At 65.8% G+C, this 18649-nt stretch carries 14 protein-coding genes, 1 tRNA gene and 1 pseudogene; 5 read left to right on the top strand and 11 right to left on the bottom strand.

The features are described 5' to 3' along the window. The first annotated feature begins 92 nt into the window (after positions 1-92). Together CFB52_RS19615 and CFB52_RS35405 are read left to right on the top strand one after the other, a co-directional pair. On the top strand, positions 93-1925 hold the full coding sequence (locus CFB52_RS19615) for a protease pro-enzyme activation domain-containing protein (RefSeq protein WP_059582906.1): 1833 nt from the start codon (positions 93-95) through the stop codon (positions 1923-1925). A gap of 122 nt (positions 1926-2047) precedes the next feature. Continuing rightward, positions 2048-2232, top strand: a pseudogene (locus CFB52_RS35405) (PLP-dependent aminotransferase family protein); the annotation flags it as partial. A gap of 7 nt (positions 2233-2239) precedes the next feature. Here the strand turns inward: CFB52_RS35405 and CFB52_RS19605 are convergent. The 7 genes from CFB52_RS19605 to CFB52_RS19575 all read right to left on the bottom strand — a co-directional run bounded on the left by CFB52_RS19605 (position 2240) and on the right by CFB52_RS19575 (position 10896). Then, complete coding sequence (locus tag CFB52_RS19605) at positions 2240-3790, bottom strand: phospholipase D family protein (RefSeq protein ID WP_089465475.1); 1551 nt, start codon at positions 3788-3790, stop codon at positions 2240-2242. Positions 3791-4036: 246 nt separating this feature from the next. Beyond that, positions 4037-4115: transfer RNA gene (locus CFB52_RS19600), tRNA-Ile, on the bottom strand. Positions 4116-4253: 138 nt separating this feature from the next. Next, positions 4254-6671, bottom strand: a complete 2418-nt coding sequence (rpoD, locus tag CFB52_RS19595; protein ID WP_081066417.1) for an RNA polymerase sigma factor RpoD — start codon at positions 6669-6671, stop codon at positions 4254-4256. 88 nt (positions 6672-6759) lie between these two features. After that, entirely contained in the window at positions 6760-8637 is a 1878-nt protein-coding gene (gene dnaG, locus CFB52_RS19590) for a DNA primase (protein ID WP_059639132.1), read from the bottom strand. A gap of 70 nt (positions 8638-8707) precedes the next feature. Further along, positions 8708-9154, bottom strand: a complete 447-nt coding sequence (locus CFB52_RS19585) for a GatB/YqeY domain-containing protein (protein ID WP_089465473.1) — start codon at positions 9152-9154, stop codon at positions 8708-8710. Positions 9155-9348: 194 nt separating this feature from the next. Next, a complete protein-coding gene (gene rpsU / locus CFB52_RS19580) occupies positions 9349-9561 on the bottom strand; it encodes a 30S ribosomal protein S21 (RefSeq protein ID WP_006479415.1) in 213 nt (70 codons plus the stop codon). A 105-nt stretch (positions 9562-9666) separates the two neighbouring features. Next, positions 9667-10896 carry an NAD(P)/FAD-dependent oxidoreductase gene (locus CFB52_RS19575; protein ID WP_256940233.1) on the bottom strand — a complete coding sequence of 410 codons (1230 nt, stop codon included), beginning with the start codon at positions 10894-10896 and terminating at the stop codon, positions 9667-9669. Between the two features lie 121 nt (positions 10897-11017). Here CFB52_RS19575 and tsaD point away from each other — a divergent pair, with 121 nt between their 5' ends. Beyond that, a complete protein-coding gene (gene tsaD, locus CFB52_RS19570) occupies positions 11018-12058 on the top strand; it encodes a tRNA (adenosine(37)-N6)-threonylcarbamoyltransferase complex transferase subunit TsaD (protein WP_059582919.1) in 1041 nt (346 codons plus the stop codon). 87 nt (positions 12059-12145) lie between these two features. Here tsaD and folE2 read toward each other — a convergent pair whose 3' ends face one another. From folE2 to CFB52_RS19550, 4 genes are all read right to left on the bottom strand, one after another. Further along, positions 12146-12955 (bottom strand): GTP cyclohydrolase FolE2, encoded by an 810-nt coding sequence (gene folE2 / locus CFB52_RS19565; protein WP_059583149.1) that lies wholly within the window; start codon positions 12953-12955, stop codon positions 12146-12148. Positions 12956-13109: 154 nt separating this feature from the next. Next, positions 13110-15014 carry a 1-deoxy-D-xylulose-5-phosphate synthase gene (gene dxs, locus CFB52_RS19560; protein WP_059582921.1) on the bottom strand — a complete coding sequence of 635 codons (1905 nt, stop codon included), beginning with the start codon at positions 15012-15014 and terminating at the stop codon, positions 13110-13112. Positions 15015-15095: 81 nt separating this feature from the next. Beyond that, positions 15096-15980 carry a polyprenyl synthetase family protein gene (locus CFB52_RS19555; RefSeq protein WP_050011336.1) on the bottom strand — a complete coding sequence of 295 codons (885 nt, stop codon included), beginning with the start codon at positions 15978-15980 and terminating at the stop codon, positions 15096-15098. Then, positions 15977-16270: an exodeoxyribonuclease VII small subunit gene (locus tag CFB52_RS19550; protein WP_006479428.1), complete on the bottom strand. Its 294-nt coding sequence runs from the start codon at positions 16268-16270 to the stop codon at positions 15977-15979. The genes CFB52_RS19555 and CFB52_RS19550 overlap by 4 nt, the downstream gene beginning before the upstream one ends. A 270-nt stretch (positions 16271-16540) precedes the next feature. Between CFB52_RS19550 and CFB52_RS19545 the strand changes: the two genes are divergently transcribed. Both CFB52_RS19545 and CFB52_RS19540 read left to right on the top strand, forming a co-directional pair. After that, the gene (locus tag CFB52_RS19545; protein WP_059582927.1) at positions 16541-17647 is read left to right on the top strand and encodes an aromatic ring-hydroxylating dioxygenase subunit alpha; all 1107 of its coding nucleotides are present in this window, start codon (positions 16541-16543) and stop codon (positions 17645-17647) included. A 116-nt stretch (positions 17648-17763) separates the two neighbouring features. Further along, positions 17764-18633 (top strand): sulfurtransferase, encoded by an 870-nt coding sequence (locus CFB52_RS19540; RefSeq protein WP_059582932.1) that lies wholly within the window; start codon positions 17764-17766, stop codon positions 18631-18633. Positions 18634-18649: the final 16 nt, after the last annotated feature.

The following is an 18649-nucleotide window of genomic DNA, read 5'->3' as shown; positions in this document are numbered from 1 at the left end:
CGCATGCGACAGAAAGCGGCGGTGCATGACCCGCACCGCTGTCGACCGTCGTTGTTCGTGCCGTTCGATGTTCAACCGGAGGGGTAATTCAAATGAATCAGGTTGCAAACAAGAAACACAAGCACATTCGCATCGTCAAACTCGCGTTCGCCGCCGCAGCAGCCGCTTCGTTCGGCATGGCGACCGCCCATGCCGCGCCCGCGGCCGGCTGGACGGAAACACGCACCAAGGGATTCCTGCCGCTCGTGCAGCAGAACGAAGCCGGTACGGCCGGCGCGCCCGCCGCGAGCACGGCGGCCGCTGCCGCCTCTGCCATCGACATGGCGCCCGGCGAATCGGTGGACATCGTGCTCGGGCTGAACCTGCGCAACGAAGCTCAACTCGACCAGTACCTGCGGGACCTGCATACGCCCGGCTCGCCGCACTACCGGCAGTTCCTCACGCCTGCGCAATTCGCCGCGCAATATGCGCCGACCGATCAGCAGGTCGCCTCCGTCGTCGCCCACCTGCGCAAGGCAGGCTTCGTGAACATCGTGGTCGCACCCAACCGGCTGCTCGTCTCCGCATCCGGCACCGCGGGAACCGTCCAGTCCGCGTTCCGCACGACGCTCAAGCGCTTCACCCGCAACGGCCGCAGCGTCTATGCGAACACCGACGCCGCGCAAGTGCCGAACGCGATCGGCAACATCGTCGGCGCGGTACTCGGCCTGCAGAACGTCGAGCTGATGCATACGGGTGCGGGCGGCAAGCCGCAAGGCAACACCAGCAACCTGACGATCCCGGCCGGCGCGTCGGCGGTCCCGCACAACCCGACCGAATTCTCGTCGATCTATGGCGGCGACGGCACGCCGACGGCCTCGCAGACCACCGTCGGCATCATCTCCGAAGGCGACCTGTCGCAGACGGTGAGCGACCTCAATACGTTCGCCGCGAACAACGGCCTCGGCACGATCAGCAGCAGCATCGTGAAGACGGGCCCGGCCGGCAGTTCCTACACCGACACCGACGGCACCGTCGAGTGGAACCTCGACAGCCAGTCGATCGTCGGCACGGCCGGCGGCAGCGTGAAGCAGGTCGTGTTCTACACCGCGCCGTCGATGACGCTCACCGCGATCACGGCTGCGTACAACAAGGCCGTGACCGACAACGTCGCGAAGGTGATCAACGTGTCGCTCGGCGTGTGCGAATCGTCCGCGTACAGCACGGGCTCGCAGGCGACCGACGACACCATCTTCAAGCAGGCGGTCGCGCAAGGGCAAACCTTCTCGGTTTCCGCCGGCGACCACGGCGCGTACGAATGCGCGAGCGGCAAGCCGTCGCGCTCGACCTACACGGTGAGCGAGCCGGCCACGTCGCCGTACGTGATCGCGGTCGGCGGCACGACGCTGTTCACGAATACGTCGACCAATGCGTACAACAGCGAAATCGTCTGGAACGATCCGAGCTGGCAGTCGGGCACCGTGTGGTCGACCGGCGGCGGGTACAGCAAGTACGAGGCCGCGCCGGCGTGGCAGTCGTCGACGCTCACCGGCTCGACCAAGCGTGCGCTCCCCGACGTCGGCTTCGACGCCGACCTGCGCACGGGTGCGATTCTCGTCGTGAACGGGCAGACGTCCGACACGCTGTGGGGTTCGGGCTACCTGAACAACGAAGGCGGCACGAGCCTCGCCGCGCCGATCTTCACGGGCATCTGGGCACGGCTGCAATCGGCCAACAACAATGCGCTCGGGTTCCCCGCGTCGAGCATCTACAAGTACTTCCCGACCAACGCCGCGCTGTTGCACGACGTCACGTCCGGGAACAACGGCAGCGGCACTTACGGCTACAAGGCGAAGGCCGGCTGGGATGCGACGACGGGCTTCGGCAGCGTGAACATCTCGAAGCTGAACGCGTTCATCCAGAGCACGTCGGATTTCGCGCGTTGACGCGCTGCTGACCGTTGCGGTTGCGCAAGCGCGACGTATCGTACGCAACCGCGTCTGACGACCCGCGAAGGCTGCGCAGCCTTCGCGGGTCGTCTGCATGCCGCGTCATCTCGCCTCTGCCGATCGGTACGTCGCTGAGCGTGCGGGAGAGCCCGGGCGGCATGCATGTCTGTGCGGATCTCGCGGCGACGGCCGCCGCTATAACGGCTTCGTGCTCGGCTATTCGGGGCTGAACGACGCGACGATCGAGACAGCGGCAACACAGTTCGCGAACGTCATCGAGCCGCACCGCCGCGCGCGACGCTGAGCGTCGCTCACAGTTGCGATTCGATCGGAAACAGCCCGAGGAACCAGACTTCCATCCGCCGCCCGGCAGATACCTCCGGCTCGTGATCGATCTCGGTGACCTTCCCGTCCGCATCGGTCTGAATCCACTTGAGCCGCCCGTTGCCGGCCGCGTCGGTGCTCGCCTCGACACGCCACGCGATCTGGTCGAGCCGCGCTTCCAGATCGTTGGCCACCTGCGACGCAATCGCGGGGCTCTCGCAGTAAACGCCGATCTCCGTATTGAGGTTCAGCGAACGCGGATCGAGATTCATCGACCCGATGAAGATGCTCGTGTGATCGAACACGTAGGTCTTCGCATGCAGCGACGCGCGCGACGAGCCGATGATGACCTGCTTCGAAATGCTCTTGTCGCCCGATGGCCGGCGCTCGTAGAGCCGCACGCCGGCGTTCACCAGATCGCTTCGATAGCGCCGGTAGCCGGCATGCACGGCCGCCACGTCGGTCGACGCGAGCGAATTGGTCAGCACCGTCACGCGTACGCCGCGCGCTGTCAGCGCGCGCAGCCGCTCGACCCCCTCCTTGCCCGGCACGAAATACGGCGACACGATCAGCAGGTCGTGCCTGGGCTGCAACGCGAGCGCACGCAGTTGCGGCATCAGGTGCCCGTCGCTGTCCTTCGGCGGGTGCGCGATCTTCGACGGATCGTCGTACAGCACCGTCGCATGCCCCCACGACAGCGCCGTGCCCTCTCCGTGAACGATCCGGTCGAGCCGCTGCCGTGCCTCGAGCACGTACGGATTGTCCTCCATGGCCCGCAGGTAGTCGCGCAACCGTTCGCGCTCGCGGTCGAGGCCGCCCGGCGCCGCATCGTGTCCGACGAGCGTATCGATCGGATACGCATACGGCGAATTCCAGAACGTATCGAATTCGGTCGAGATGTCTTTCACGACCGGGCCATGAACGACGACGTCGAGATCGCCGAACTCCAGCATCGACGATGCGCCGAAGTATTCATCGCCGATATTGCGGCCGCCTACGATCGCCGCCTGGTTGTCCGCGATCATCGCCTTGTTGTGCATGCGCCGGTTGACGCGCGAGAACTCGAACACGGTGCCGATCTTCTTGAACCGGCGCGTAGCCACCGGATTGAACAGCCGGATCTCGATGTTCGGATGCGCGCTGATCTCGAGCAGCTTGCGGTCGTCCGCGTTGGTGCCGAGATCGTCGAGCAGCGCGCGCACGCGCACGCCGCGGTCCGCCGCACGAATGACCGCGTCGGCCAGTTCGTGGCCGGTCAGGTCGTCGTGCCAGATGTAGTATTGAAGGTCCAGCGAGCGGTCGGCGCGGTCGGCAAGCAGCACGCGTGCGTCCAGCGCATCGACCGGATCGGTCAGCAAATGAAACGCGTCCTGCCCAGGGTGCGTGCGGGCCTGCTGCTGAAACGCGGCGCCCAGCCGCGTATCGTCGGTATCGGTGTACGCATGCGTCGGCGCGCGATCGGCCTGCGGCGGCAGGCTTGCGCACGCGGCAAGCATCAGCAACGACAGAATCGCACCCCACCAACGCAGCCTGATCATGATCGCCGTCCCCGCTCCCGGGTGAAATCCGTTTGTTCTGGCCGCCGGATGGAGGCGGCATCGATCGGCGGTCCCGACGTGCGCGAGTATCGCGCCGAGGCCGGCCGCGCCACAGCATACTTCGATTGCCATCGGCGCGGCAGGGCTTCGTTGTTGCCGCGCGTGCGCCCAAAGAAAAACCCGCGGCGCATGACGCGATCGCGGGTTTTCGGCATACCGCGACACAGCGCGGCGCGGCATGAAATCTGGTGGGCCCCCCGGGAGTCGAACCCGGCACCAACGAATTATGAGTTCGCTGCTCTAACCAAGCATGAGCTAGGGGCCCAGACGAGAAGCACGGCGTGCTACACGCCACCCCGGCAACGAAGCCGGGCCGGCATTGTAACAACAAAGACGACAAAGGGAACGAACGCCACCGGCATCATGCGGATACCGGCGGCGTTCGTAAGAGAAACGCCGGAAATCAGTTCCCTTCGAGGAACGACTTCAGCTTGTCGGAACGGCTCGGGTGACGCAGCTTGCGCAGCGCCTTGGCCTCGATCTGACGGATCCGCTCGCGCGTGACGTCGAACTGCTTGCCGACTTCCTCGAGCGTGTGATCGGTGCTCATCTCGATACCGAAACGCATCCGCAGCACCTTCGCCTCGCGCGGCGTCAGCGAATCGAGCACGTCCTTCACGACGTCGCGCATGCTGGCATGCAGCGCGGCATCCGCCGGCGCGACCGTGTTGGTGTCCTCGATGAAGTCGCCGAGATGGGAATCGTCGTCGTCACCGATCGGCGTTTCCATCGAGATCGGCTCCTTCGCGATCTTCATGATCTTGCGGATCTTGTCTTCCGGCATCTCCATCTTCTCGGCGAGCGTGGCCGGATCCGGCTCGAGACCGGTTTCCTGCAGGATCTGCCGCGAGATGCGGTTCATCTTGTTGATCGTTTCGATCATGTGAACCGGAATCCGGATCGTGCGCGCCTGGTCCGCGATCGAGCGCGTGATGGCCTGACGGATCCACCACGTCGCATAGGTCGAGAACTTGTAGCCGCGACGGTATTCGAACTTGTCCACCGCCTTCATCAGGCCGATGTTGCCTTCCTGGATCAGGTCGAGGAACTGCAGGCCGCGGTTCGTGTACTTCTTCGCGATCGAGATCACGAGACGCAGGTTGGCCTCGGTCATTTCGCGCTTCGCCTGGCGCGCCTTCAGTTCGCCGGCCGCCATCTGACGGTTGGTTTCCTTCAGGTCCTTCAGCGGCAGCACGACGCGCGCCTGCAGGTCGAGCAGACGCTGCTGCTGTTCGCGGATCGCCGGGACGTTACGCGACAGCACCGCGCTGTACGGATGGCCTTCCGCGGTGATCTTCTCGGCCCAGTCGAGATCCGTCTCGTTGCCCGGGAAGCGTGCGATGAATTCCGAGCGCGGCATGCCGCACTTGTCGACGACGATGTGCAGGATCTGGCGCTCGACCTGACGCACTTCGTCCACCTGCGCACGCAGCGTGTCGCACAGGCGTTCGACGGTACGCGCGGTGAAGCGGATCGTCATCAGCTCGCTCTGGATCGTTTCCTGCGCCTTCAGGTAGGCCTTCGACTTGTAGCCTTCCTTTTCGAACGCGCGGCGCATCTTGTCGAACCACTCGCTGATCTGCGAGAACTTCTCGAGCGACGCACGCTTGAGGGCTTCGAGTTGGGCGGCGTTCGCCGACGCCTGCGCGGCGCCGTCGTCTTCCTCCTCTTCCTCTTCTTCCTCTTCCTCTTCGGCTTCCTCGTCCTCGTTCTCGATGGCTTCCGCTTCCTTCGCCGAGAAACCGTCCGTATCGGCGGCATCCGCGGCGTTCGGATCGAGCAGGCCGTCGACGAGCTCGTCGACGCGGATCTCTTCGTTCGCGACGCGTTCGGCCATCGCGAGGATGTCGGCGATCGTCGTCGGGCATGCGGAGATGGCCATCACCATGTGGCGCAGGCCGTCCTCGATCCGCTTCGCGATCTCGATTTCGCCTTCGCGCGTGAGCAGCTCGACCGTGCCCATCTCGCGCATGTACATCCGGACCGGATCGGTCGTGCGGCCGAATTCCGAATCGACGGTGGACAGCGCGACTTCCGCTTCCTCCTCGACTTCATCGTCCGACGACGCAGCCGGCGCGTTGTCGTTCAGGAGCAGCGTTTCCGCGTCCGGCGCCTGCTCGTAAACCGCCACGCCCATGTCGTTGAACGTGCCGATGATGCCCTCGAGGGCTTCGGTCTCGGTGAAGTTGTCCGGCAGGTGGTCGTTGATTTCGGCGTACGTGAGGAAGCCGCGCTCCTTGCCGAGCTTGATCAGCGCGCGCAGTTTCACGCGGCGCTCTTCGAGCTCCTCGGCCGTGCCCGGCGTGCTCGTCGCGAACGCTTCCTTCAGCAGCGCCTTTTCCTTGGCGCGACGATCACGCACCTTGGACTTGCCCGGTGCAGCCGCGGCTGCGGGCTGCTCGTCGCTCTGATTTGCGTCGTCTTCGACGGATACTTCGTTCAGCTTTTTGGTCATGGAGTTCGCCGTACCGGCTATATCGACTCGCGGCTGCTGGACGACAGCCGGTTGAACCGTGGGTGCATGAGTAGTACGTACTGCCGTTTCGTCCGCGGCGGCAGTCGTGTCCCTTGCGCTTTTCGCACTTGCCCGCTTCGCCGCCGGCTTGGCCGGCCCGGAGTCGGGTCTGGCGGCAGCCCGTGTTCTGGCTGCCGGTGCCGGCGCAGCCTGAGCGGTGCCGGCCGCGGTTTTCTTTCCTGCAGGGGCTGACGTGGCTGAAGACGTTGTCCTGGTGGAAGAAGCAGACTTGGCCGCTGTGACCTTCTTGGTCGGCTCCGTCGAGCCCTTGCCTGTTGCTTTCTTTCCGCCTGTCGTCTTTGCCATCGCGATTCTCGCCTCTGCTTGGAAAACAAACCGCTGGAAACCTTATATTATAGCACGCTGGGGAGCCCTCTCTAAGCGCCCCGGCCGCCTACAGCCCGAGCCGACGCTTCATGTCGGTTCGCTGCTGGTTCAATTCCGTCAATTCAGCCAACTCCTCGGGGGTGAAGGTGGATTGCCGCGCCAGCCTGTCCAGCCGGTCGCAGCAGGCGTCATAACGCATCTTGAGCACCGCTGCCTGCAGTTCCTCCCCCGCGATCCGCTCCTGCTCGCGTTGCCGCTCGAGTACCGTCTCGTCTTCCGGATTCTGTAACAGCAGATCGCGGACGTTTTCATCATAGTCCAGAATTTCGCGGAAGATTTCCTCGTAAGTCGCCCCGTTCGAGGACGCCCTCAGGACATCCGACAGCAGCCGGAACTCCGCGCCGTCGCCCAGCGCACGCGCATGATCGACGACTTCCGCGAACAATTCGCCGATGCGCGGCAGCGCGCGCAGGGTCGCGATCTGTTCGTCGTCGAGCTGTGATGCGATGCGCGGATGCATCACCAGCGTGCGCAACGCGCGCTTTTCGCTGTCCGTCACGCGTCGCCGCTCGCTGCGCGCGGGCGCCTGGCGCGGCGCCGCCGCGATGCGCGTATCGACTTCCGACAGCCCCGCGACTTCCTCGAACGGGATATCGAGGCGGTCGGCGAACATGTGCATGATCTGCGCGCGCAATGCATTCGCGGGCAGCGCCTGCAACAGCGGCTTCGCATCGAACAGCGCCTTCGCGCGGCCTTCCGGCTGATCGAGCGCCTTGCCGGCAATTGCTTCGTTCAACAGAAATTGCGACAGCGGCATCGCGCGTTCGACCTGCTCGGAGAACGCATCCGCGCCGAACTCGCGCACATAGCTGTCCGGATCGTGCTCGGGCGGAAGAAAAAGGAACCGGATCGTCCGGTTGTCGCCCGCATGCGGCAGGCAGGCCTCGAGCGCGCGCCGGGCCGCGCGCCGCCCGGCCGAATCGCCGTCGAAACTGAAAATGACCGTGTCGGTCTGGCGCAGCAGCTTCTGCACGTGAATCGGCGTGCACGCGGTGCCGAGCGTCGCGACCGCGTTCGGAAAGCCGAGCTGCGCGAGCGCGACGACGTCCATGTAGCCCTCGACGACCAGCACGTACTTGCGCTCGCGAATCGCGAGCCGCGCCTCGAACAGCCCGTACAGCTCGCTGCCCTTGTTGAACAGCGGCGTTTCCGGCGAGTTCAGGTACTTCGGTTCGCCGCTGCCGAGCACGCGGCCGCCGAAACCGATCACCTGCCCCTTCACGTTGCGGATCGGGAACATGATCCGCTCGCGGAACCGGTCGTAGCGGCGCGCGACGCCCTGCGCGTCGGTTTTCTCGCTGACGATCACGAGCCCCGCTTCGACCAGCGACTCGTCGCGATAATCCGGGAACGCCGCCTCGAGGTTCTGCCAGCCGTCCGGCGCATAGCCGAGACCGAAGCGCGCGGCGATCTCGCCGGTCAGGCCCCGGTTCTTCAGATACTGGATCGCGACCGTCGCGCCGCGCAACTGCTTGCGGTAGTAGTCGCACGCCGCCGTCATCGCGTCGGACAGCGCGGTCGCCACCGATTTCGACACGGGCGCCGGATAGTCGCCGCCACCGCCTCCGCCCCCACCGCCGCCGCGCATCGACGGCTCGTGCGGCACGGTCAGCCCGACGGATTGCGCGAGTTCCTGCACGGCTTCCGGGAACGTGAGCCCCGCGTGCTCCATCAGGAAGCCGATCGCCGTGCCGTGCGCGCCGCAACCGAAGCAGTGATAGAACTGCTTGGTCGGGCTGACGGTAAACGACGGGCTCTTCTCGTTATGGAACGGGCACAGCCCCATGAAGTTGGCGCCGCCCTTCTTGAGCTGCACGTACCGGCCCACCACGTCGACGATATCGACGCGGTTCAGCAAATCCTGCAGGAACGAATGCGGAATCACCGTGGGATCGAGCGAAAAAGGACGATACGACGCCCGGCGCACGCATCGCTGGGCGCGCCGGGAACGGGTTTTACTTCGTGAGCGCGGCCTTGACCTGCGCGGAAACGGCCGTCATGTCGGCACGGCCGGCGAGCTTGCCCTTCAGCACGCCCATTACCTTGCCCATGTCCTGCGGGCCCGCCGCGCCCGTTTGCGCGACCGCCGCCTGGACTTCGGCCGCCACTTCGGCGTCCGACAGTTGCGCGGGCATGTAGCCGCCCAGCACGGTCAGCTCGGCCTGCTCCTTCGCGACGAGATCGTCGCGGCCGGCCGCCTGGAACTGGCTGATCGAATCCTTGCGCTGCTTGATCATCTTGTCGATCACGGCCGTGATGCCGGCGTCGTCGAGCGTGAGCCGATCATCGACCTCGCGCTGCTTGATCGCGGCCATCAGCAGGCGAATCGTTGCCAGGCGCTCGCTTTCCTTCGCGCGCATCGCGGCCTTCATGTCTTCGCTGATCTGCTCTTTCAAACTCATCTTTCACCCGGGATGGAAATGTGAATCCGACGCCCGCAAACGGGCGTCAACACAAAAACCCGCTTGGGACAGTGTCTCAAGCGGGTTGCTCGAATCCGGCATCGGCGACTCGCCGCCTGATCGGCTGCACGATCGCACCCGATCGCACGGAATCGCCGGTGCGCCGCTCAGTGAACCGCGCGGCGCCCAATCGTTCAGTACAGCTTCTTCGGCAACGTCTGGCTGCGGATACGCTTGTAATGACGCTTCACCGCAGCAGCCTTCTTGCGTTTGCGTTCTGCGGTCGGCTTCTCGTAAAACTCGCGCGCACGAAGCTCGGTCAGCAGACCGTTCTTTTCGATCGTGCGCTTGAAGCGACGCATTGCAACTTCGAACGGCTCGTTCTCTTTAACGCGAATGATCGTCATGATCCGACACGAATAAAGGTTTGCAGGGAAAGACTACCGAGTATAGCAGAGCGATTGCTCAAAGGCACGGGGCCCGGCCCCGCCGGAACGGCGCCGGCCGGCGCGTCAGGCGCCGCGCGCATACTCGGCCGCGGCCTGCCCGGCCGCCGTGCCGGACGCCCACGCCCACTGGAAGTTGTACCCGCCGAGCCAGCCCGTCACGTCCACCGCCTCGCCGACGAAGAACAGCCCCGGCACGCGCGCGCTCATCATCGTCGCCGACGACAGCTCCCGCGTGTCGACCCCGCCCTTCGTCACTTCGGCCTTCCTGTAGCCTTCGGTACCGTTCGGCGTCAGCGTCCAGTCCGACAGCGCGTCGCCGATCTGGCGCAGCGTCTTGTCGGGCAGATCGGCGAGCCGCGCGTCGGCCGCGACGCGATGCGTGTCGAGCCACGCATGCGCGAGGCGCGCCGGCACCCAGTCGGCGAGCAGCGAACCGATCTGGCGCTTCGACGTGCGTTTCGCCTCGAGCAGGTCGGCCACCGTGTCGCGCTGCGGCAGCAGGTCGATGCGAATCGGGTCGCCGGGCTGCCAGTAGCTCGAGATCTGCAGGATGCCGGGGCCGGACAGGCCGCGATGGGTCAGCAGCAGGTCCTCGACGAATTCGCCGCCGCGCTTCCTGTCGCCGGTCGATACGCGCACTTCGAGCGACACGCCAGACAGCGGCGCGAACGGCGCCCAGTCCTGCGGCGCGAACGTCAGCGGCACGAGCGCGGGCCGCGTATCGACGAGCTTGTGACCGAACTGCTTCGCGAGCCGGTAGCCGAAGTCGGTCGCGCCGATCTTCGGGATCGACAGGCCGCCGGTCGCAATGATCAGCGCGCGCGCGCCGATCGGCCCGGCCTGCTGCGTATCGAGCACGAAGCCGTCGGACGGCGCATGGCGCACCGCGTCGACGACGACGGGCCGGCGCCATGCGATGCCGCCCGCGTCGCACTCGTGTTTCAGCACGTCGATGATCGCGTCGCTGCCATGGTCGCAAAAGAGCTGGCCCTTGTGTTTTTCGTGCCAGGTCACGCGATGGCGCTTGAGCAGCCCGAGGAAGTCGCGCGGCGTATAGCGCGCCAGCGCCGAGCGCGCGAAATGCGGATTCGACGACAGGTAGTTGTCGGGCCCGGCATACAGGTTCGTGAAGTTGCAGCGGCCGCCGCCCGAGATGCGGATTTTCTCGGCGAGCCGCGGCGCGTGATCGATCAGCACGACGCGACGGCCGAGCTGCCCGGCGACCGCGGCGCTCATCATGCCGGCGGCGCCCGCGCCGATCACGGCGATGTCATAAGTTTCCATGGCGCGGATTGTACCTGCCCGGCATCGGGCCCGGGCCGCCGCCAGCGGCGGTCCGCCCTCGCCTGCTATACTTTCCGGTTACGTTGACCTACCCGAGGCGCGTCCGAAACGGCGCGTCCTGCCCTCACCCATGCTCGTTCTCGGCATCGAAAGCTCCTGCGACGAAACCGGCCTCGCGCTCTACGACACGCAGCGCGGCCTGCTCGCGCACGCGCTCCATTCGCAGATCGCGATGCACCGCGACTACGGCGGCGTCGTGCCGGAGCTCGCGTCGCGCGACCACATCCGCCGTGCGCTGCCGCTGCTCGAGGAAGTGATGGCGCAAAGCGGCACGCGCCGCGACGACATCGACGCGATCGCATTCACGCAAGGCCCCGGCCTCGCCGGCGCGCTGCTCGTCGGCGCGAGCATCGCGAATGCGCTCGCGCTCGCATGGAACAAGCCGACCGTCGGCATCCATCACCTCGAAGGCCATCTGCTGTCGCCGTTGCTGGTCGACGAGCCGCCGCCGTTCCCGTTCGTCGCGCTGCTGGTGTCCGGCGGCCACACGCAACTCATGCGCGTGACCGACGTCGGCGTGTACGAGACGCTCGGCGAAACGCTCGACGACGCGGCCGGCGAGGCGTTCGACAAGACGGCGAAACTGATCGGCCTCGGCTACCCGGGCGGCCCTGAAGTATCGAAGCTGGCCGAAACGGGCACGCCGGGCGCGGTCGTGCTGCCGCGCCCGATGCTGCACTCGGGCGATCTCGACTTCAGCTTCAGCGGCCTGAAAACCGCCGTGCTCACGCAGATGAAGAAATTCGAAGCGGCGAAGCTGGAGGGCGAAGCGCTCGAACGCGCGAAGGCCGACCTCGCGCGCGGCTTCGTCGATGCGGCCGTCGACGTGCTCGTCGCGAAGTCGCTCGCCGCGCTGAAGAAGACGAAGCTCAAGCGCCTCGTGGTCGCGGGCGGCGTCGGCGCGAACCGCCAGTTGCGCGCGGCACTGTCGGCGGCCGCGGCCAAGCGCGGCTTCGACGTGCACTACCCCGATCTCGCGCTCTGCACCGACAACGGCGCGATGATCGCGCTCGCGGGTGCGTTGCGGCTCGGCCGCTGGCCCGAACAGGCGAATGCCGACTACGCGTTCACGGTGAAGCCGCGCTGGGATCTCGCGTCGCTCGCACGCTGAATCGCGCAACGCGACACCGTCAGCCGGAAAACAGAAGGCCGCTCGAACGAGCGGCCTTTCTCATGGGCGCGACAAGACGCCGCGGCGTTATGCAGCCAGCCGCTTGTCGCGCTCGATCAACGCATACGCGCTATGATTGTGGATCGACTCGAAGTTCTCGGCTTCGAGCACGTAAGCGGCCACGCGCTCGTCCGCATCGAGGCGCTGCGCGATATCGCGCACGAGATCCTCGACGAACTTCGGATTCTCGTATGCACGCTCGGTGACGAACTTCTCGTCCGGACGCTTCAGCAGCCCCCACAGCTCGCACGACGCTTCTTCTTCCGCGATGCGGATCAGCGCCTCGACCGGCAGATCGGCAGCCAGCTCCGCATCGATCGTCACGTGCGAGCGCTGGTTGTGCGCACCGTATTGCGAGATCTTCTTCGAGCACGGGCACAGGCTCGTTACCGGCACGAGCACCTTCAGGAACAGGCGCGTATCGCCGTTGCGGCTTTCGCCCGCGAGCGTCACTTCATAGTCGAGCAGGCTTTGCACGCCGGACACCGGCGCCGTCTTGTTGACGAAATACGGGAACGTGACTTCGATGCGGCCGGCTTCGGCTTCGAGCTTTTCGAGCATCGATGCGAGCATCGCGCGAAAACGCTCGACCGTCAGCGGCGCACGATTCTCTTCGAGCAGCGCGACGAAGCGCGACATGTGCGTGCCCTTCTGATCGGCCGGCAAACGGACATCGAGGTTCCAGACGCCGACCGTCGGTTGCACGTCGCCGCTTTCGGTACACACCGTCAACGGATGCCGGACCGCCTTCACGCCCACGCGCTGAATCGGAATCTGACGGGTATCCACCGTGCTCTGCACGTCGGGCATCACGAAGGCGGGATTCATCTGGTTCATCTTGTTCAATCCTTGTAAGCCGCGCGTTCGACGACGCGCACGCCGCGTCATGCGGCAGCCGGAAAAGCAACATGGGCCCGCAGGCCCATGTTTTCCGCATCAATGTAGACCGGTTGCGCCAGTCGCACCGACGCCGCCCGAGGGCGGCGTCAGCTTATGCGACGCGCTTCGCCTGGCCGGCGACGTCGGCCGCCGGGTTCAGGAAGCGTTCGCGAATCGATTTCGCGATGCCCGCGCCGTCGAGGCCGCATTGCGACAGCAGCTTCGCGGGGTCGCCGTGATCGATGAACTGGTCAGGGAGGCCCAATTGTAGTACGGGTCGGATAACCCCACTCTCCATCAGGGCTTCCACGCAGGCCGAGCCCGCGCCGCCCATCACGCAGCCTTCCTCGACCGTGACGACGTAGTCGTGCGTTTCGGCGAGCTCGCGCACGAGCGCCGCATCGATCGGCTTCACGAAGCGCATGTTCGCGACCGTTGCGTCGAGTTCGTCGGCCGCCGCGAGCGACGGCGCGACCATCGTGCCGAACGCGAGGATCGCGACGCGCTTGCCTTCCGGCTGCGACGTGCGGCGACGCACTTCGCCCTTGCCGAGCGGGATCTCGGTGAATTCCTTCACCGTCGCCACGCCCGTGCCCGCGCCGCGCGGATAGCGCACCGCGGTCGGGTTCGGCTGCTGGAGCGCCGTGTGCAGCATCTGGCGGCATTCGTTCTCGTCGGATGCGGCCATGATCGTCATGTTCGGGATGCAGCGCATGAACGCGAGATCGTACGCGCCCGCATGCGTCGCGCCGTCCGCGCCGACGAGGCCCGCGCGATCGATCGCGAACACGACCGGCAGGTTCTGCAGCGCGACGTCGTGGATCAGCTGGTCGTACGCACGCTGCAGGAACGTCGAGTAGATCGCGACGACGGGCTTCAGCCCTTCGGTCGCGAGACCGCCCGCGAACGTCACCGCGTGCTGCTCGGCGATGCCGACGTCGTAGTAGCGATCCTTGAAGCGCTTCTCGAATTCGACCATGCCCGAGCCTTCGCGCATCGCGGGCGTGATGCCGACCACGCGCGTATCGCGCTCGGCTTCGTCGCACAGCCACTCGCCGAACACCTGCGTGTACGTCTTCTTCGCAGGCGTGGTCGACGGCTTGATGCCTTCGGCCGGATTGAACTTGCCGGGGCCGTGATAGAGCACGGGATCGGCTTCGGCGAGCTTGTAGCCCTGGCCTTTCTTCGTCACCACATGCAGGAACTGCGGGCCGCGCAGTTCGCGGATGTTCTGCAGCGTCGGGATCAGCGAATCGAGATCGTGACCGTCGATCGGGCCGATGTAGTTGAAGCCGAACTCCTCGAACAGCGTGGCCGGCACGACCATGCCCTTCGCGTGCTCCTCGAGCTTGCGCGCGAGTTCGAGCACCGGCGGCGCGACGCTCAGCACACGCTCGACGCCCGCGCGTGCGGCCGCGTAGAAGCGGCCCGACATCAGGCGGGCGAGATGGCGATTCAGCGCGCCGACCGGCGGCGAGATCGACATGTCGTTGTCGTTCAGGATCACGAGCAGCTTCGCATCCTCCGACACGCCCGCGTTGTTCATCGCCTCGAACGCCATGCCGGCCGTCATCGCGCCGTCGCCGATCACGGCGATGGAGAAGCGGTCGTCGCCGTTCAGCTGGCTGCCGATCGCCATGCCGAGCGCGGCGGAAATCGACGTGCTCGAGTGCGCGGTGCCGAACGTGTCGTATTGGGATTCGCTGCGGCGCGGGAAGCCCGAGATGCCGTCGTACTGACGCAGCGAATGCATCTGGTCGCGGCGGCCCGTCAGGATCTTGTGCGGGTAGGTCTGGTGACCCACGTCCCAGACGATGCGATCGTTCGGCGTGTTGAACACGTAGTGCAACGCGATCGTCAGCTCGACCGTCCCGAGGTTGGACGACAAATGGCCGCCCGTCTTCGACACGCTGTCGAGCACGAACGCGCGCAGTTCATCCGCGAGCGGTTGCAGTTGGCGACGATCGAGGCGGCGCAAATCCGCCGGGTCGTCGATGGTTTTCAGCAAGTCGTACATCGTCGTTCCATTGTAGGAAATCAAACGCGCCCGCATTCTTTTGCACGCACCGTAGCGTGTGCGCGGCGGCGGGCTTTCGCGTCAGCTGACCCGGTTCACCACCAGGTCGGCAAGTTCGGCGAGACGCTGTGCGCGTGCGCCGAACGGTTTCAGCGCGTCGTGCGCTTCGGCGCGCAGCTGCGCTGCCAGCTCGCGCGACGCCTCGAGACCGAGGATCGATACATAGGTCGGCTTGTCGTTCGCCGCGTCCTTGCCGGCCGTCTTGCCGAGTGTCGCCGAATCGGTCGTGACGTCGAGAATGTCGTCGACGACCTGGAAGGCCAGACCCACGGCCCCCGCGTACACGTCCAGCGCAGCCATCGTTTCCGCCGAAGGCGTCTCGCCCGCCAGCGCGCCCATTCGCACGGCCGCGCGCAGCAATGCGCCCGTCTTCATCCGGTGCATCGTTTCGAGCTGCTCGCGCGTCAGCTTCAGGCCGACGCTCGCCAGGTCGATCGCCTGCCCGCCGGCCATGCCGATCGAGCCGCTCGCGAGCGCCAGCTCGCGCACGAGCGCCGCCTGCTGCACCGGCGACAGCGCATCGGCGTCGGTCAGCGCCACGAACGCCTGCGACTGCAGCGCGTCGCCGACCAGCAGGGCCGTCGGCTCGTCGTACTGCACGTGCACGGTCGGCTTGCCGCGACGCAGCGCATCGTCGTCCATGCACGGCATGTCGTCATGCACGAGCGAGTAGACGTGGATCATCTCCAGCGCCGCCGCCGCGGCGTTGCGGGCCGCCTCCGTCGCACCGGTCAGCTCGCCTGCCGCATGGCACAGCAGCGGGCGAACGCGTTTGCCGCCACCGAGGACCGCGTAGCGCATCGCCTCGTGAAGTTTCGCGGGCGTCGCGGTTTCGGCCGGCAGATAGTGGCCGAGTGCGTCCTCGACACGGTCAAGCACGGACCGCATCCATTGTTCGAATGTCATAGATCGTCGTCTTCGCCGTCCGTGGCGGCCGTTCCGGACGAAAGCGGCTTCAGCGTCGCGCCGTCGAGCACGCGGACCTGCTGCTCCACTTTCTCGAGCTGCTGTTGGCAAAACGCAACGAGGGTCGCACCGCGACGATACGCCGCCAGTGAATCCTCGAGGCTCAACGCGCCGCCTTCCATCCGGGCAACCAGCGTCTCCAGTTCCGCGAGCGCCATCTCGTAATTGTCCGGCAACGGTTCGGTGCCATTGCCGGGCGGCGTGGCGCCTGGGGATGCGGTTTTCGCCATGGACGAGGGTGTCAAATTTCAAAACAAGTCGGACATTCTACGGCAAAAGAGAATTTTCCGACCTGCCGTCTTGGGCGCCCGCGCACAATTCCGGCCCCATCTTCGACGCACAGTGTGCGCCTTTCGAGGGTAGCCCGACAAAAAATTGACACAAATCAGGCACTTAATCCTAGCCTTGCGAGGCGAACCGGGTATAATTCTCCGTTTCCCTAAATCGATTTTTCGATGGTTGGGTTGTTCACTGCTTTCACGCTAACACCGGGAGTGGGAATGTCCAATCTGAGCGATGCGCTTCAGTTGAAGTCGGCCCACAGCCAGCTTCCAGTCACTGCATATTTCGATGAGGCGCTACTCGAGCGCGAGATCGAAACCCTCTTCAAGAAAGGACCTCGTTACGTCGGGCACGAGCTGATGGTGCCCGAGGCGGGGGATTATTTTGCGCTGCCGTCCGAGAAGGAAGGCCGCGTGCTGGTCCGTAACCAGACGAACCGGATCGAACTGCTGTCGAACGTGTGCCGCCACCGGCAGGCGATCATGCTCAACGGGCGCGGCCACACGCAGAACATCGTGTGCCCGCTGCACCGCTGGACGTACGACCTCGAAGGCGAGCTGCTTGGCGCGCCGCACTTCCCCGACAAGCCGTGCCTGAACCTCGGCAAGAGCCCGCTGCAGAACTGGCAGGGGCTGCTGTTCGAGGCCGAGGGCCGCAACGTCGCGCGCGACCTCGCCAACCTCGGCACCAAGCATCACTTCGACTTCTCCGAGTACCTGTTCGATCACGTCGAAGTGCACGAGTGCGATTACAACTGGAAGACGTTCATCGAGGTCTACCTCGAGGATTATCACGTCGTCCCGTTCCACCCGGGCCTCGGCAGCTTCGTGTCGTGCGACGATCTCAAATGGGAGTTCGGCGACTGGTACAGCGTGCAGACGGTCGGCGTGCACAACGCCCTCGCGAAACCGGGCAGCGCGACTTACCAGAAATGGCACGAGCAGGTGCTGAAGTTCCGCAACGGCGTGCCGCCGGAGTTCGGCGCGATCTGGATGGTCTACTACCCGGGCCTGATGATCGAGTGGTATCCGCACGTGCTGGTCGTGTCGTGGCTGATCCCGCGCGGGCCGCAGAAAACCACCAACATCGTCGAGTTCTATTACCCCGAGGAAATCGCGCTGTTCGAACGCGAATTCGTCGAGGCCGAGCGCGCCGCCTATATGGAAACGGCCGTCGAGGACGACGAGATCGCGATGCGGATGGACGCAGGCCGCCGAGCGCTGATGGCCCGCGGCGAGTCGCAGGTCGGCCCGTACCAGAGCCCGATGGAAGACGGGATGCAGCACTTCCACGAGTTCCTGCGCCGCCACCTCGGCGACCTCTGACAGCGGCCGCGGCGCCTCGACGCCGCCCGGCCGCCGGCAAGCGAAAAGACGGGCTTCGGCCCGTCTTTTTTGTTTAGACTTGGAGTGTCAGGCCATTCGCACTCCAGGGAGCCGTCATGCCACACACTCATTACACCACGCTCATCTCCGCCGCCAATCTCGCCGAGCGCCTGGCCGCGGCGCCCGGCAGCGTCGCGCTGTTCGACTGCCGCTTCGATCTCGCCGATCCCGGCGCCGGCGAGGCCGCCTACGCGGCCGGCCACCTCCCCGGCGCGCAATATCTTCATCTCGATCGCGACCTGTCCGGCCGCAAGACGGGCACCAACGGCCGCCATCCGCTGCCGACCCGCGACGCGCTCGCCACGCTGCTCGCGAGCCGCGGCCTCAAGCAGGGTCAGCAGGTCGTCGCGTACGACGCGCAAGGCGGCGCCTATGCAGCGCGCCTGTGGTGGCTGCTGCGCTGGCTCGGCCACGATTCGGTTGCCGTGCTCGACGGCGGGCTGCAGGCGTGGGAAGCGGCCGGCCAGCCGCTGACGACCGACGTGCCGCAACCGGCCGCCGGCGATTTCCGCACGGCAACGCCACTCGAATCGACGGTCGATGCAGCTGCCGTGCTCGCGAACGTGTCGTCGCCCGCGCGCGTCGTGATCGATGCACGCGCACCGGACCGCTATCGCGGCGAAAATGAAACGATCGATCGGGTAGGCGGCCACATTCCCGGTGCGCGCAACCGCTTCTTCAAGGACAACCTGACTGCCGACGGCCGCTTCAAGACCGGTCATGAATTGCGCGAGGCATTCACCGCCGTGCTGGCCGGCACCGAGCCGAACCGCGTGATCCTGCAATGCGGCTCCGGCGTCACCGCATGCCACAACGCGCTGGCGCTGGAAGTGGCGGGCCTGCACGGCGCGTCGCTGTACCCGGGCTCGTGGAGCGAATGGAGCGCCGATCCGTCGCGGCCGATCGCGACCGGCCCGAACCCTTGAGCACCCACGCGACGCG

Origin of the sequence: Burkholderia sp. AU18528 (assembly GCF_002223215.2) — a bacterium.
In the GTDB taxonomy this organism is placed as follows: Bacteria; Pseudomonadota; Gammaproteobacteria; order Burkholderiales; family Burkholderiaceae; genus Burkholderia; species Burkholderia semiarida.
Note: the sequence above shows the minus strand (reverse complement) of the source record. Positions and strands in the feature narration are given on the sequence as shown.

Coding starts and splice junctions, on each gene's coding strand:
- dxs (WP_059582921.1), bottom strand. CDS start 15,014: ATGTACGACTTGCTGAAAACCATCGACGACCCGGCGGATTTGCGCCGC.
- CFB52_RS19615 (WP_059582906.1), top strand. CDS start 93: ATGAATCAGGTTGCAAACAAGAAACACAAGCACATTCGCATCGTCAAA.
- tsaD (WP_059582919.1), top strand. CDS start 11,018: ATGCTCGTTCTCGGCATCGAAAGCTCCTGCGACGAAACCGGCCTCGCG.
- CFB52_RS19550 (WP_006479428.1), bottom strand. CDS start 16,270: ATGGCGAAAACCGCATCCCCAGGCGCCACGCCGCCCGGCAATGGCACC.
- rpoD (WP_081066417.1), bottom strand. CDS start 6,671: ATGGCAAAGACGACAGGCGGAAAGAAAGCAACAGGCAAGGGCTCGACG.
- folE2 (WP_059583149.1), bottom strand. CDS start 12,955: ATGAACCAGATGAATCCCGCCTTCGTGATGCCCGACGTGCAGAGCACG.
- rpsU (WP_006479415.1), bottom strand. CDS start 9,561: ATGACGATCATTCGCGTTAAAGAGAACGAGCCGTTCGAAGTTGCAATG.
- CFB52_RS19540 (WP_059582932.1), top strand. CDS start 17,764: ATGCCACACACTCATTACACCACGCTCATCTCCGCCGCCAATCTCGCC.
- CFB52_RS19545 (WP_059582927.1), top strand. CDS start 16,541: ATGTCCAATCTGAGCGATGCGCTTCAGTTGAAGTCGGCCCACAGCCAG.
- CFB52_RS19605 (WP_089465475.1), bottom strand. CDS start 3,790: ATGATCAGGCTGCGTTGGTGGGGTGCGATTCTGTCGTTGCTGATGCTT.
- CFB52_RS19555 (WP_050011336.1), bottom strand. CDS start 15,980: ATGACATTCGAACAATGGATGCGGTCCGTGCTTGACCGTGTCGAGGAC.
- CFB52_RS19585 (WP_089465473.1), bottom strand. CDS start 9,154: ATGAGTTTGAAAGAGCAGATCAGCGAAGACATGAAGGCCGCGATGCGC.